The following is a 12,643-nucleotide window of genomic DNA, read 5'->3' on the forward strand; positions in this document are numbered from 1 at the left end:
TGTTCGACGATTCGCAAAAAGTAATGACGGCAATCCAGTTCCGCGTTAGCTTGATTTCAACTGAGTTGGCATATATAGTGTTCGCAGTAAGTAGCTTCTGCTCCACCCGAGCATTGAATGAGGCTCCAACGCAAGTTGGGGCCTTTTTTCATATAGGCACACAAGGTCAAAGGCGGCACCATGATCCTCCTGGTCGACAAGATTGAAAAAAGCTTCGGCGCGCGCGTCCTCTTTAGCGGCGCGTCCTTCCAGATCAACCCCGGCGAACGCTTTGCGCTCGTGGGACCCAACGGCGCCGGCAAAACCACCATGCTCAAAATCATCATGGGTATCGACAGCCCCGACGCCGGCCAGGTCCAGTACTCCAAGGACTGTCAGGTGGGCTACCTCGAGCAGGAAACCAACCTGGAGCACAAGGATACGACCATCCTCGCCGAGGTCATGGCCGCCGCCAAGGAAATCCGCCGCATGGGTGAGCGCGCCAACGAGCTGCAGGCCCAGATCACCGAGCTCTCTGAGCAGGGCAAGGACGTCGACGCGCTCCTTAACGAGTACGGCCAGGTCCAGGACCGCTTTGAGCACTTGGGCGGCTACGAGCTCGAAAGCAATGCCCGTAAGATCCTGTCCGGTCTGGGCTTTAAGGTCACCGACTTTGAGCGCCCGTGTTCCGAGTTCTCGGGCGGCTGGCAGATGCGCATCGCGCTGGCCAAGCTCTTCCTGCGTCATCCCGACCTGCTGCTTCTGGACGAGCCCACCAACCACCTGGACCTCGAAAGCGTCCAGTGGTTGCGCGGCTTTATCGCCAACTACGACGGCGCCGTGCTCATCGTCAGCCACGACCGCGCCTTTATGGACGCCTGCGTCGACCACGTCGCCGCGCTCGAGAACCGCCGCGTGACCACCTACACCGGCAATTACAGCAGCTACCTCAAGCAGCGCGAGGACAACCTGGAGCAGATGCGCGCCAAGCGTGCCGCCCAGGAGCGCGACATCGCCCACATGCAGGTCTTCGTTGACAAGTTCCGCTACAAGCCCACCAAGGCCGCCCAGGCGCAGGAGCGCATCCGCAAGATCGAGCAGATCAAAAAAGAGCTCGTCATCCTGCCCGAGGGCCACAAGCACATCGACTTTAAGTTCCCCGACCCGCCGCGCTCGGGCGACATGGTCGTGGGCCTGGAGGGCGTGTCCAAGTCCTACGGCAACAAGCACATCTATAGCGATATCGACCTCAAACTTTATCGCGGCGAGCATGTGGCGCTCGTCGGCCCCAACGGCGCCGGCAAGTCCACCCTCATGAAGATCATCGCCGGCCTGGAGCCGCCCACTACCGGCACGCGCGAACTGGGTACCAACGTGGGCGTGGCCTATTACGCCCAGCACGCGCTCGAGGGCATGACCGAGTCCAACACCGTCCTGCAAGAAATCGACACCGTCACGCCCAAGTGGACCGTGCCGCAGCAGCGCAGCCTGCTGGGCGCCTTCCTGTTTAGTGACAACGATTCTATCGAAAAGCAGGTCCGCGTTCTTTCCGGCGGCGAAAAGGCGCGTCTGGCCCTGGCTAAGATGCTCGTGGCCCCCGAGGCACTTCTGTGCCTGGACGAGCCCACTAACCACCTGGACATCGACTCGGTGGACATGCTCGAGAACGCCCTAAAAAACTTCCCCGGCACCATTGTTCTGATCAGTCACGACGAGCACCTGGTGCGAGCCGTGGCCAACCGCGTGATCGACATCCGCGATGGCAAGGTCACGGTCTATGACGGCGACTACGACTACTACCTCTACAAGCGCGAGGATCTCGCGGCCCGCGCCGCCGCCGAGGCGGCAGGGGAGAGCACACCGGCCACGACCAAAGCAACCAAGCTGACCAGTTCCACCCAGCCCAGCGTCGCCGCCCCCAAGCCTGCCGAGGGCAAAAAGACCAAGGAGCAAAAGCGTGCCGAGGCCCAGGCCCGCGCCGCGCTCAACAAAAAGCTCAAGGGCGTGCGCAACCAGCTCAAGAAGATCGAGGCCGAGCTCGACAAAAAGCGCGCCCGCTATGACGAGCTTATGGAATTGATGGCGAGCGAAGAGCTTTATGCCGATCAGGATAAGTTCAACGCCGCGCTGGGGGAATATAACGGGCTTAAGCAAGAGCTGCCCAAGCTCGAGGACGAATGGCTGGAGCTTTCCACCCAAATCGAAGAGGAGACCGCGCGTGAACTCTCGTAAGGCCGCTGCCGTGGCGATGAGCATCATCGCCATCGCTTGTCGCATCTGCGGCATCTTTATGAGCGCGATGACCGTGCTGCTGTGCTTTAGCGGCCTCTCCGCCAAGCTGCAGATTGTGGGCTTTGTCGTAGAGCTTTCGCGCGCGCTGCCAAGCGCCATCGCCGGCTACGGCGTCATCACATCGCCCTTTGGCGGTGTGTTCCGCCTGGATTACGCCATCGTGGCCGTCATCCTGTTTGTGGCCGACTACCTGCTCACGCGCGCCTCGCGCCGCGTCCGCTAGGGGAGTGCCATGTCCAGCAGCTACCTCATGAACCTGCTTGCCAGCGCCGTCGCCGTCATCGTGGGCATCGTGATCCACGAGAGCGCGCACGCCGCCGCGGCCTGGGCGCTCGGCGACAAAACGGCCCGTTCGCGCGGCCGCGTCTCGCTCAACCCGCTCAACCATATCGACCCGTTTGGCACCATCATCCTACCGCTGCTCATGCTCGCCGCCGGCGGCCCGGTGTTCGCCTTCGCCAAGCCCGTGCCGGTCTACCTCAACAACCTCAAGCACCCTAAGCGCGACGAGGTCTTGGTGAGCGCGGCAGGCCCCGCATCGAACATCGCACTGGCGTGCCTTGCGGCCGCCATCATGCACGCAGCATACGGCAACCTCTACACCAGTATGTCCTTTGCCGTAGCGTCCCAAATCATGAACTTCGGCGCCACCTTTATCGTGGTCAACCTGTCGCTTGCGTTCTTTAACCTCATCCCGATTCCGCCGCTCGACGGCTCGTCTATCATCGTGCCGTTTCTCAAAGGCAAGGCGCTCACCAATTACTACCAACTGCAGCAATACGCCATGCCCATACTCATCATTGTGCTGTATCTGCTGCCCATGTGGACCGGCATCGACGTGATCGGACGATATTTCGACGTTACCGTGTATCCGCTCGCTGGGCAGCTGCTTAACTTCGCAATCGCCGGCATCTAAGGTAAACTTACAGGTCGACCGTGCAAAACGGTCGCAACATGCACCCAAACCGCGCCGCGAAGGCGCCGTCAAAGGAGGTCGAAGATGTCGTATCGCGTGTCGACGCAGGTCTACAGCGGACCGTTCGACCTGCTGCTGCAGTTGGTAACCCGCCAAAAAGTTGATATCGGCGCCATCTCTATCAGCGAGGTGGCCGAGCAGTACCTGGCCGAGGTCGAGCGTATTGAGGCGCTGGACCTGGACGTGGCGAGCGACTTTTTACTGGTCGCGGCAACCCTTTTGGACATCAAGGCCGCCTCGCTGGTGCCGCAGGAGGCCCCGCGCAAAGCCGACGACGATGACGAGATTGACGAAGACCTCGAAGAGCTCAGCGCGCTCGACGGCGACGCCCTGCGCGAGGTCCTGATCCAGCGCCTGATCGCCTACAAGCAGTTTAAGGGTGCGGCGGCGGCTCTTGGCGCGCGCATGCAGGCCGAAAGCCGCATGCATCCGCGCGTGGCCGGTCCCGACCCCGAGTTTTTGGGCCTTATGCCCGACTACCTGGCCGGTATCACGCTGCGCGGCCTCGCCGTCATCTGCGCCGACCTTGACGGCAAGCGCCAGACCTTCCTGCTGGAGGCCGAGCACGTGGCGCCGCATCGCGTGCCGCTCGACCTGACGGTGGCCTCGGTCGACCGCTTTACCATGGCGCACCAAACCTGCACCTTCCGCGAGCTGTTAGACGGCGACGCCACCACCGAGCAACTCGTCGTCACCTTCCTGGCCATGCTGGAGCTCGCCAAGCGAGGCTCGCTCACCCTGAGCCAGGACGAGATCTTTGGAACCATCCGCATCAACCGCGTCGAGGGCGCCGAGGCATACGTGCCCGGCGAGGGCCCCGAGCTCACCGAATAGGAGCGGCAACCATGTCAACCCTTTCTACGCTAGAGGCAAACAGCCTCAAAGGCGCCCTCGAGGCGCTCCTGCTGGTTTCGAGCGATCCGGTGAGCGCGCCCGCGCTGGCAGATGCGCTGGATATCGCCCCGGGCGAGTGTGCGTCGCTTTTGGCCGAGCTCAAAGTTGAGTACGAGGAGGCCAATCGCGGCTTTCAGCTGCGCGAGGTCGCCGGCGGCTGGCGCCTGTTTACGCATCCCGCCTACCATGACGTGGTCGAAGCTTATGTGCTGAGCTGGGACACGCAAAAACTGTCGCAGGCGGCGCTCGAGACTCTTGCTGTGATCGCCTACCACCAGCCCGTCACGCGCGAGGTGGTCAAGGGCATCCGCGGCGTCAACTCCGACGGCGTCATCGCGTCGCTCGTTGACAAGGGTCTGGTGCGCGAGCTCGGTCGCGACCCCCAGCGCGGTCAGGCCATCATTTACGGCACGACCAACGCCTTTTTGGAGAAGTTCGGTCTGCGCTCCACCCGCGACCTGCCCGATCTGGAGCAGTTTGCCCCCGACGAGCAGTCGCGTCAATTTATCCGCGAGCGCCTGAGCGGCCGCAGCATTCAGTCTACGCTCGAGGAGCAGGTCGAGGACCTGGACGAAGAGCGCGAGCTGCTGGATACCGATGTTGAGGATGTCGAGGCAGTCGGTGGCGAGGGAACACTTGCCGTCGACGACGCTGCGGAGGATACGCATGACGAGGACTAGCGAAGCAGGGGAGACGCGCGCCGCCGGTGCCACGGGCGCACCCGCGACCGACGCCCAGCCCGTCTACCCGCACACCATGCGCCTGCAGCGCTTTTTGGCGCGCGCGGGCGTGGCGAGCCGCCGCGGCTCGGAGGACCTGATGACCGCCGGCCGCGTGACTGTCAACGGCCAGGTCGCGACCGAACTGGGTACCAAGGTCGATGTGGACCGCGACCATATCGAGGTTGACGGCATGCCCGTCAAGCTCAACCAGGGCGCCGTGTACCTGATGCTCTACAAGCCGACCGGCTACCTCACCACCATGAGCGATCCGCAGGAGCGCCCCTGCGTGGCCGACCTGGTCCCGCGCGACCGCTTTCCGGGGCTCTTCCCGGTGGGTCGCCTGGACCGCGACACCACGGGCCTTTTGCTCTTTACCACCGACGGCGACCTGTCGCAGGACCTGCTGCACCCCAGCAAGCACGTCTACAAGACCTACCAGGCGCTGGTGGACGGCCACCTGACCGATCGCGACTTGGAACCGCTGCGCCGCGGCATCGAGCTCGACGACGGCCTCTGCCAGCCGGCAATCTGCCGTGTCATCAGCGCGCGCGAGGCCGAGGCGGTGGCTCCGCAGGGTGTGACGCCCGGCACCACTGCCGTGGAGGTCATCATCCGCGAGGGCCGCAAAAACCAGGTCAAGCGCATGCTGAGCAAGATCCACCACCCGGTGATCCGCCTGCACCGCTGCAACTTTGCCGGCCTGCAGCTCAAGGACGTGGCCAAGGGCTCGTGGCGCGAGCTCACCGACCGCGAGGTGCAGATCCTCAAGGCCGGCGGCATCCCGCCCAAGCAGGCCGGCGCCATGCGCAGTGGCAAGCCCCAGGAGACCCCCGCGGCTCGCACGCGCCACCACGGCAGCCACGGCTCCGCGCCCAAGCGCAACACCTACCGCGAGCGCTACACGGGCTAGCCAGTCCGCCAAGCCGCAGCGCCCGCGCCCCATACCAGCACGTCAACCACCGAAAGGAAGCATTGCATGATCGTCGCCATCGACGGCCCCGCCGGTTCCGGCAAGTCCACCATCGCCAAGGAGATCGCCCGCCAGCTGGGCTTTAACAAGCTCGACACGGGCGCCATGTATCGCGCCGTCACCTTCGCCGCGCTCGACCGCGGCATCGATCTGGACGACGAGGCTGCCATCGACGCCCTCGCCGAACAGATCGAGATTCGCTTTACCAACGGCACCGGCGAGGACACGCGCCTGACCATTGACGGCCAGGACGCCTCGGCTGCCATTCGCACCCCGCAGGTGGACGCCAACGTCTCCAAGGTCTCAGCCTACCCGGGCGTACGCGCGGCCATGCTCATCCATCAGCGTCGCGCCGCCGAGGACCGCGATATCGTGGCTGAGGGCCGCGACATCGGCACCGTCGTGTTCCCCAACGCGCAGGTCAAGGTGTTCCTGACCGCAGATCCGCGCGAGCGCGCCCGTCGCCGCGTGCTGCAGCGCCACCAAAACGATGCCCAGCCGCCCACCGAAGAGCAGCTCGAGGCCGAGGTCGACGAGACCCTCGACGCCCTCAAGCAGCGCGACAAGCTCGACAGCAGCCGCGAGGTCGCGCCGCTCGTGCCCGCCGAGGACGCCGTGCACGTCGACTCCACCGCACATACCATCGACGAGGTCGTCTCGATAATCGAGGACCTCATCAACCAAAGGAGGTAGCTCATGCGCCTGTTTAAGCAGACGCCCGAGGATTACTACAACGCGCCTTATGCCGAGTTCCCCGCGCTCATCCGCGGCACCGTCTTCATGGTCATGGGCATCCTGTGGGTCTTCTCCAAGCTCATGTGGCGTTGGAAGGTCGAGGACAGCGACCTGCTGTTTGAGCGCCAGGAAGGCCGCGGCAGCGTGGTCATCTGCAACCACACCTCGATGGCCGAGCTCCTGGCTGTAGAGACGGCGCTGTTTTTTGGCGGCCGCCGCATTCGCCCCATTTTTAAGTCCGAGTTTGCCAAGAGCAAGATCGTGCGCTGGGCCTTTAGCCGCGTGGGCGGTATTCCCGTCGAGCGTGGCACCGCCGACATGAAGTGCCTGCGTGCCGCCCAGCATGCACTGCAGCGCGGCGAGGACGTCCTGATCTTCCCCGAGGGCACGCGCATCCGCTCGCGCGAGATTAAGCCCGAGGTCCACGGCGGTTTTGCGCTTATCGCCCAGATGGGCAAGGCGCCCGTCAACCCGCTCGCCATCTGCGGCTGGTCCGATATCACGCCTGCGGGCAAAAAGCTCATGCGCCCCAAAAAGTGCTGGATCCGTGCAGGCAAGGCCATCTCGCTATCCGATGCACCGGCCGAGCTCAAGCGCAAGGAGCGCCTGGCATGGTTTGAGTCCGAGGCCATGAGCCGCGTCTACGCCATGCGCGACGACCTGTGCGCCGAGCACCCCGGCAGGTTCTAGCCATGGGCGAAATCGTCATGAACACTGTCGAGGCTGCGCCCGGCAAGGCAGACGCCCCCACCATCGAAATCGCAGCGCATGCCGGTACCTGCTACGGCGTGCAGCGTGCACTCGATATGGCACTGGCCGCCGCGCCGCAGGCGGGGGAGGACGCTCAGGTCCACACCCTAGGCCCACTCATCCATAACCCCATCGTGGTGCGCGAGCTCGCCGAGGCAGGCGTCGGTCTGGCCGACACCTTGGACGACGCTGCGTCGGGCACCGTGATCATCCGCGCCCACGGTGTGGTGCCGCAGGTCATCGAGGCTGCTCGCGAGCGGGGCCTTACCGTGGTCGATGCCACCTGCCCCTACGTCAAGAAGGTCCATGTGGCGGCCGAGCGCCTGGTGCGCGAGGGCTACCGCGTGATCGTCGTGGGCGAGCCGGGCCACCCCGAGGTCGAGGGCATCCTGGGCCACGCCGGCGATGACGCGCAGGTCGTGAGTTGCGCCGCCGATGCGGACGCGCTGCCGCTCAAGGGCAAGGTGGGCCTGGTTGTGCAGACCACCCAAACCGCGCAGAACCTGGCCGAGGTTGTGGCCTCCATCACCCCGCGCGTGCAGGAGCTGCGTGTGATTAACACGATCTGCGCTGCCACGAGCGAGCGACAGCAGGCGGCGGCAACCCTTGCCAAACGCTGTGATTGCATGGTCGTCGTGGGCGGCAAAAATTCGGGCAATACGCGCCGCCTGGCGCAGATTTGTGCCGATGTCTGCGAGCACACCCATCACATCGAGGAAGCTTCCGAGCTTGAGGCCGTATGGTTTGCCAACGCGCGCCGCATCGGCATCACCGCCGGAGCCTCAACTCCGCAAGAACACATCGAACGCGCCGTTGCGCGCATCAAGGAGCTTTGTCGCTAATTATGGACCAGACCGTACCCGCATACGCCGCCGAGGTGGCCGATTACGGGCGCAGCCGCGACCCCGAGCCGGGTGAGGGCGCGCTCGTAAAGAACGTGCGTCCCGAATCGCCCGCATGGGATGTAGGTATCGAGCCGGGCATGCGCGTGCTCACGGTCAACGGCGAGCAGCTGACCGATATGATCGTGTGGCTCTGGGAGGCCGACGAGGACACCGTCGAACTTGAGATTCTCGACCCGCGCGACAACACCGTCACCCCCGTTGAACTCGACCGCTTTCCCGGCGAGGACTGGGGCCTTGAGTTCGACGGCCCCATCTTTGACGGCATGCGTACCTGTGTGAACGCCTGCGTGTTCTGCTTTATGACCATGCTGCCCAAGGGCGGCCGCTCCACGCTGTATATTCGCGATGACGACTACCGCCTGAGCTTTTTGCAGGGCAACTTTGTCACGCTCACGAACCTTTCCGACGAGGACGTGCAAAACGTTATCGACCGCAATATGAGTCCCATGAACGTGTCGGTCCATGCCGTAAGCCCCGACGTCCGCCGCCGCATGATGGGCCGTAACGCCCAGCGCGGCATGGACGTGCTCGAGACCATCATGGCCGCCGGCATCGAGATTCACGCGCAGATCGTTTTGTGCCCCGGCATGAACGACGGCGAGGAGCTGCAAAAGACCCTACGCTTTTGCGAGGAACACGAGCAGATCACGAGCCTGGGCATTGTGCCGCTCGGTTTTACCAAGCACCAGAGGCGCTTTACCTGGTCATACAGCGACAAGCCCGAGCTCGCGCGCGAAACCATTGCCATGATCCGTCCCTTCCAGGATCGTGCCTACAAGCGCTTTGGCCGCCACACCTTCCAGATGAGCGACGAGTTCTATCTGGACGCCGGCATCGAGCCACCCCAGGCCGATTTTTACGACGGCTACCCGCAGTATTACGACGGCATCGGTATGATTCGCTCCTATTTGGACGAGACTGACGATGTGCTCACCGCCGACGCCGAGCGTCTGGCCCGCGTCCGCGAGGCAATCGCCGCCCGTGGCCAGCGCCTCCTGTGCCTCTCCGGCACCAGCGCGCGCGACACCGTGGCGCGCTTTGTGGAGTCGCCACGGGGCCTTGCCGGCACCGTCACCGCTATCGAAAACCGTTACTTTGGCGGCAACGTGGACGTGACCGGCCTCATCGTCGCCTGCGACATTCTGGAGCAGCTGCCGCAGGACCTCTCGGGGGTTATGCTCTTTGTGCCTAAGCTCATGTTCAACGCTGACGGCATGACGCTTGACGAGTATCATCGTGACGATTTACTCGCAACCCTTGAAGCTCGCGGCGCCGAGGTTCATGTGGTGTCGACCATGCCGCATGAGCTGCTCGATACCCTGGAGCATATCCTTGGCATTGTGCCCGCAGGCTCTACTAATTCCGCTGACCCTACCCATTAAAGGAGTGCAGATGAAACCTATCGTCGCCGTCGTCGGACGCCCCAACGTGGGCAAGTCCACGCTCGTTAACCGCCTGGCCCAGACCTCGGACGCCATCGTCCATGAGTCCCGCGGCGTAACGCGCGACCGCTCCTACCACACGGCCGATTGGAACGGCCGCGAGTTCACCATCGTCGACACGGGTGGCATCGAGCCGCTCAAGAGCGATGACGTCTTTGCCACGTCCATCCGCGACCAGGCCCTCGCCGCCGCCGAGGAAGCCGCCGTCATCCTATTTGTGGTCGACGGCCGCACCGGCGTCACCGAGGAGGACGAGTCGGTCGCCCGCATGCTCAAGCGCTGCGACAAGCCGGTCTTTCTGCTGGTGAACAAGCTCGACAACCCCGATCGCGAAAACGACAGCATCTGGGAGTTTTATTCGCTCGGCATCGGCGAGCCAACGCCGCTCTCGGCCCTGCACGGCCACGGCACGGGCGACCTGCTCGACGACATCGTTGCCCTGTTGCCCGAGGAGGAGGACGAGGTCGCCGACGAGTTCCCCGACGCGCTGAACGTCGCCATCATCGGCCGCCCCAATGCCGGTAAGTCCTCGCTGTTCAACCGCATCCTGGGTGCCGACCGCTCTATTGTGTCCAACATTGCTGGCACGACGCGCGACGCCATCGACACCGTCGTGGAGCGCAACGGCAAGCACTACCGCATGGTCGACACCGCGGGTATTCGCAAGAAGAGCACCGTGTACGAGAACATCGAGTACTACTCCATGGTCCGCGGCCTGCGCGCCATCGACCGTGCTGACGTGGCACTGCTCGTCGTCGACGCCTCCGTGGGCGTAACCGAGCAGGACCAGAAGGTCATGGGCTTGGCCATCGAACGCGGCTGCGCCATCGTCGTACTGCTCAACAAGTGGGATCTGCTCGACGACGACCGCAAGCGCGAGGCCTGCATGGAGACCGTCGACCGCCGTTTGGGCGTCATGGCTCCCTGGGCCCAGTACCTGCGCATCTCGGCCCTGACCGGCCGCAGCGTCGAGAAGATCTGGGCAATGGTCGACGCTGCCGAGAAGACGCGCTCGCAAAAGATCACCACCTCGCGCCTCAACACCTTCCTCACCGACCTGCGCGAGTTTGGCCACACCGTGGTGGACGGCAAGCGTCGCCTGCGCATGCACTACGTGACCCAGACGGGCGTCAACCCGCCGACGTTTACATTCTTCGTCAACCACAGCGACCTGGTCAACGACACCTACCAGCGCTACGTGGAGAACCGCATGCGCTCGACCTTCGACTTTTCCGGCACGCCCATTCGACTCTTCTTTAGGAAGAAGGAGCAAAAGGATGCATAATCCGATTCTGCTGACCGCCGTCTGCGCCGTGGTCTCGTTCTTTATCGGAGCGATTCCGTTTGGCCTGATCCTGGGCCGCGTGTTCAACCACACGGATATTCGCAAGGCGGGCTCCGGCAACATCGGCACCACCAACGCCCTGCGCGTAGCCGGCCCCAAGGTCGCCGCGCTCACGCTGCTGCTCGACTGCTTGAAGGGCGCCATCTGCGTCCTTATCGCGCGTCCGCTCATCGCGAGCGTGGGCTATGGCTTCCCGGTGAGCATCATGGCTCCCGGTGCCGCCGGCGACTGGATGCTCGGCGTCATTTGCCTGGCTGCCGTGTGGGGCCACATATTCTCGCCCTACCTCAACTTCCGTGGCGGCAAGGGCATTGCCGTGGGGCTGGGCGTCATACTCGCCTGGTACTGGCCCATCGGACTTTCGCTGCTGGGCATGTTTATCGTGGCCGTCTCCGTCACCAAGTATGTGTCGGTGGGCTCGCTTGCCTCGGCCATCGGTCTTCCCATCGCCGCCTGCGCGGTCTTTCCGTACAGCAGCCTGGGCCTCAAGTTTTGTATGGCGATGATCGGCATCACCGTGGTGTGGGCCCATCGCGCGAACATCAAAAAGCTCATGACGGGTAAGGAATCCAAGCTCTCGTTTACCAAGCGCGTCACCGAGCCCGACGATAAGTAGGAGAGAGTCATGAATGTTGCGCTGATTGGCTCCGGCTCCTGGGGAACCGCCGTCGCCGGCCTTGCCGCCGCGCGAGCCGAGCGCGTGACCATGTGGGCCCATAGTGAGCAGACGGCCGCCGGCATTAACGGCGAGCACCGCAACCCGCGCTATCTGGTGGACTACGTGCTGCCGGAAAACGTTGTCGCCACGACGGACCTGGCCCAGGCGCTCGACGGTGCCGACGCCATCATCTTTGCCGTGCCTTCGACGCACCTGCGTGGCGTCTGCCACCAGGCGGCACCCTATATCGCCGCCGACACCCCCGTCTTGTGCCTTACCAAGGGCATCGAGCCCGAGTCCGGCATGCTCATGAGCGAGGTCATCGCCAGCGAGATCGGCAACGAGGCACGTGTGGCGGCGCTCTCGGGCCCCAACCATGCCGAGGAGATATGCCGCGGCGGACTTTCCGCCGCCGTCATCGCCAGCAAAGACTCGCAGGTAGGGGAGACCTTTAAGGACCTGCTCCTATCCACGGCCTTCCGCATCTACCTGTCGCAGGACATGACCGGCGTCGAGGTTTGCGGCGCCATGAAAAACGTCATCGCCATCGTGTGCGGCATCTCCGCCGGTACCGGCGGGGGCGACAACACGCTCGCCCTTATCATGACGCGCGGCCTGGCAGAAATCAGCCGTCTGGTACACGCCCGCGGCGGCCAGGCCATGACCTGTATGGGTCTTGCCGGCATGGGAGACCTTATTGCCACCTGCACCTCCGAGCATTCGCGCAACCGCACCTTCGGCTACGAGTTTGCCCACGGCGTATCGCTCGACGAGTACCAGGCGCGCACGCATATGGTGGTCGAGGGCGCCGTCGCCGCCCGCAGCGTGAGCGAGCTCGCCCGTTCGCTGGGCGTAGACATTCCGCTCACCTTTGCCGTGGAGCAAACGCTCTACAACGGTGTTACTTTGGATAGGGCGCTCGAGATCCTTACCGACCGCGTCCCCTCTCAAGAGTTCTACGGACTCACCGACTAG

The 12,643-nt window shown here is 63.8% G+C and carries 13 protein-coding genes; all 13 read left to right on the top strand.

Annotation, left to right across the window (positions count from 1 at the left end):
- The first annotated feature begins 180 nt into the window (after positions 1 to 180).
- The 13 genes from ACTQ05_RS08005 to ACTQ05_RS08065 all read left to right on the top strand — a co-directional run bounded on the left by ACTQ05_RS08005 (position 181) and on the right by ACTQ05_RS08065 (position 12,643).
- Positions 181 to 2,211 (top strand): ABC-F family ATP-binding cassette domain-containing protein, encoded by a 2,031-nt coding sequence (locus ACTQ05_RS08005; RefSeq protein ID WP_441538757.1) that lies wholly within the window; start codon positions 181 to 183, stop codon positions 2,209 to 2,211.
- On the top strand, positions 2,198 to 2,494 hold the full coding sequence (locus tag ACTQ05_RS08010) for a hypothetical protein (protein ID WP_427717404.1): 297 nt from the start codon (positions 2,198 to 2,200) through the stop codon (positions 2,492 to 2,494). The genes ACTQ05_RS08005 and ACTQ05_RS08010 overlap by 14 nt, the downstream gene beginning before the upstream one ends.
- A 9-nt stretch (positions 2,495 to 2,503) precedes the next feature.
- A complete protein-coding gene (locus ACTQ05_RS08015) occupies positions 2,504 to 3,187 on the top strand; it encodes a site-2 protease family protein (protein WP_441538759.1) in 684 nt (227 codons plus the stop codon).
- A gap of 84 nt (positions 3,188 to 3,271) precedes the next feature.
- Positions 3,272 to 4,081 carry a segregation and condensation protein A gene (locus ACTQ05_RS08020; RefSeq protein ID WP_427748056.1) on the top strand — a complete coding sequence of 270 codons (810 nt, stop codon included), beginning with the start codon at positions 3,272 to 3,274 and terminating at the stop codon, positions 4,079 to 4,081.
- Between the two features lie 11 nt (positions 4,082 to 4,092).
- Positions 4,093 to 4,821 carry an SMC-Scp complex subunit ScpB gene (scpB, locus tag ACTQ05_RS08025; RefSeq protein WP_441538761.1) on the top strand — a complete coding sequence of 243 codons (729 nt, stop codon included), beginning with the start codon at positions 4,093 to 4,095 and terminating at the stop codon, positions 4,819 to 4,821.
- A complete protein-coding gene (locus ACTQ05_RS08030) occupies positions 4,808 to 5,773 on the top strand; it encodes a pseudouridine synthase (RefSeq protein WP_441538763.1) in 966 nt (321 codons plus the stop codon). The genes scpB and ACTQ05_RS08030 overlap by 14 nt, the downstream gene beginning before the upstream one ends.
- A 66-nt stretch (positions 5,774 to 5,839) precedes the next feature.
- On the top strand, positions 5,840 to 6,526 hold the full coding sequence (gene cmk / locus ACTQ05_RS08035) for a (d)CMP kinase (protein WP_441538765.1): 687 nt from the start codon (positions 5,840 to 5,842) through the stop codon (positions 6,524 to 6,526).
- Positions 6,527 to 6,529: 3 nt separating this feature from the next.
- Positions 6,530 to 7,258, top strand: a complete 729-nt coding sequence (locus tag ACTQ05_RS08040; RefSeq protein WP_441538767.1) for a lysophospholipid acyltransferase family protein — start codon at positions 6,530 to 6,532, stop codon at positions 7,256 to 7,258.
- Between the two features lie 2 nt (positions 7,259 to 7,260).
- The gene (locus tag ACTQ05_RS08045) at positions 7,261 to 8,160 is read left to right on the top strand and encodes a 4-hydroxy-3-methylbut-2-enyl diphosphate reductase (protein ID WP_441538769.1); all 900 of its coding nucleotides are present in this window, start codon (positions 7,261 to 7,263) and stop codon (positions 8,158 to 8,160) included.
- Positions 8,161 to 8,162: 2 nt separating this feature from the next.
- Positions 8,163 to 9,605 carry a DUF512 domain-containing protein gene (locus tag ACTQ05_RS08050; protein WP_441538771.1) on the top strand — a complete coding sequence of 481 codons (1,443 nt, stop codon included), beginning with the start codon at positions 8,163 to 8,165 and terminating at the stop codon, positions 9,603 to 9,605.
- 10 nt (positions 9,606 to 9,615) lie between these two features.
- Complete coding sequence (gene der / locus ACTQ05_RS08055) at positions 9,616 to 10,950, top strand: ribosome biogenesis GTPase Der (RefSeq protein WP_427748050.1); 1,335 nt, start codon at positions 9,616 to 9,618, stop codon at positions 10,948 to 10,950.
- Positions 10,943 to 11,626: a glycerol-3-phosphate 1-O-acyltransferase PlsY gene (gene plsY / locus ACTQ05_RS08060; RefSeq protein ID WP_441538773.1), complete on the top strand. Its 684-nt coding sequence runs from the start codon at positions 10,943 to 10,945 to the stop codon at positions 11,624 to 11,626. The genes der and plsY overlap by 8 nt, the downstream gene beginning before the upstream one ends.
- Before the next feature lie 9 nt (positions 11,627 to 11,635).
- A complete protein-coding gene (locus ACTQ05_RS08065; protein ID WP_441538775.1) occupies positions 11,636 to 12,643 on the top strand; it encodes an NAD(P)H-dependent glycerol-3-phosphate dehydrogenase in 1,008 nt (335 codons plus the stop codon).

The organism is Collinsella sp. LCP21S3_A9 (genome assembly GCF_052118785.1).
In the GTDB taxonomy this organism is placed as follows: domain Bacteria; phylum Actinomycetota; class Coriobacteriia; order Coriobacteriales; family Coriobacteriaceae; genus Collinsella.

Coding starts and splice junctions, on each gene's coding strand:
- ACTQ05_RS08050 (WP_441538771.1), top strand. CDS start 8,163: ATGGACCAGACCGTACCCGCATACGCCGCCGAGGTGGCCGATTACGGG.
- plsY (WP_441538773.1), top strand. CDS start 10,943: ATGCATAATCCGATTCTGCTGACCGCCGTCTGCGCCGTGGTCTCGTTC.
- ACTQ05_RS08065 (WP_441538775.1), top strand. CDS start 11,636: ATGAATGTTGCGCTGATTGGCTCCGGCTCCTGGGGAACCGCCGTCGCC.
- ACTQ05_RS08045 (WP_441538769.1), top strand. CDS start 7,261: ATGGGCGAAATCGTCATGAACACTGTCGAGGCTGCGCCCGGCAAGGCA.
- scpB (WP_441538761.1), top strand. CDS start 4,093: ATGTCAACCCTTTCTACGCTAGAGGCAAACAGCCTCAAAGGCGCCCTC.
- der (WP_427748050.1), top strand. CDS start 9,616: ATGAAACCTATCGTCGCCGTCGTCGGACGCCCCAACGTGGGCAAGTCC.
- ACTQ05_RS08040 (WP_441538767.1), top strand. CDS start 6,530: ATGCGCCTGTTTAAGCAGACGCCCGAGGATTACTACAACGCGCCTTAT.
- cmk (WP_441538765.1), top strand. CDS start 5,840: ATGATCGTCGCCATCGACGGCCCCGCCGGTTCCGGCAAGTCCACCATC.
- ACTQ05_RS08020 (WP_427748056.1), top strand. CDS start 3,272: ATGTCGTATCGCGTGTCGACGCAGGTCTACAGCGGACCGTTCGACCTG.
- ACTQ05_RS08005 (WP_441538757.1), top strand. CDS start 181: ATGATCCTCCTGGTCGACAAGATTGAAAAAAGCTTCGGCGCGCGCGTC.
- ACTQ05_RS08015 (WP_441538759.1), top strand. CDS start 2,504: ATGTCCAGCAGCTACCTCATGAACCTGCTTGCCAGCGCCGTCGCCGTC.
- ACTQ05_RS08030 (WP_441538763.1), top strand. CDS start 4,808: ATGACGAGGACTAGCGAAGCAGGGGAGACGCGCGCCGCCGGTGCCACG.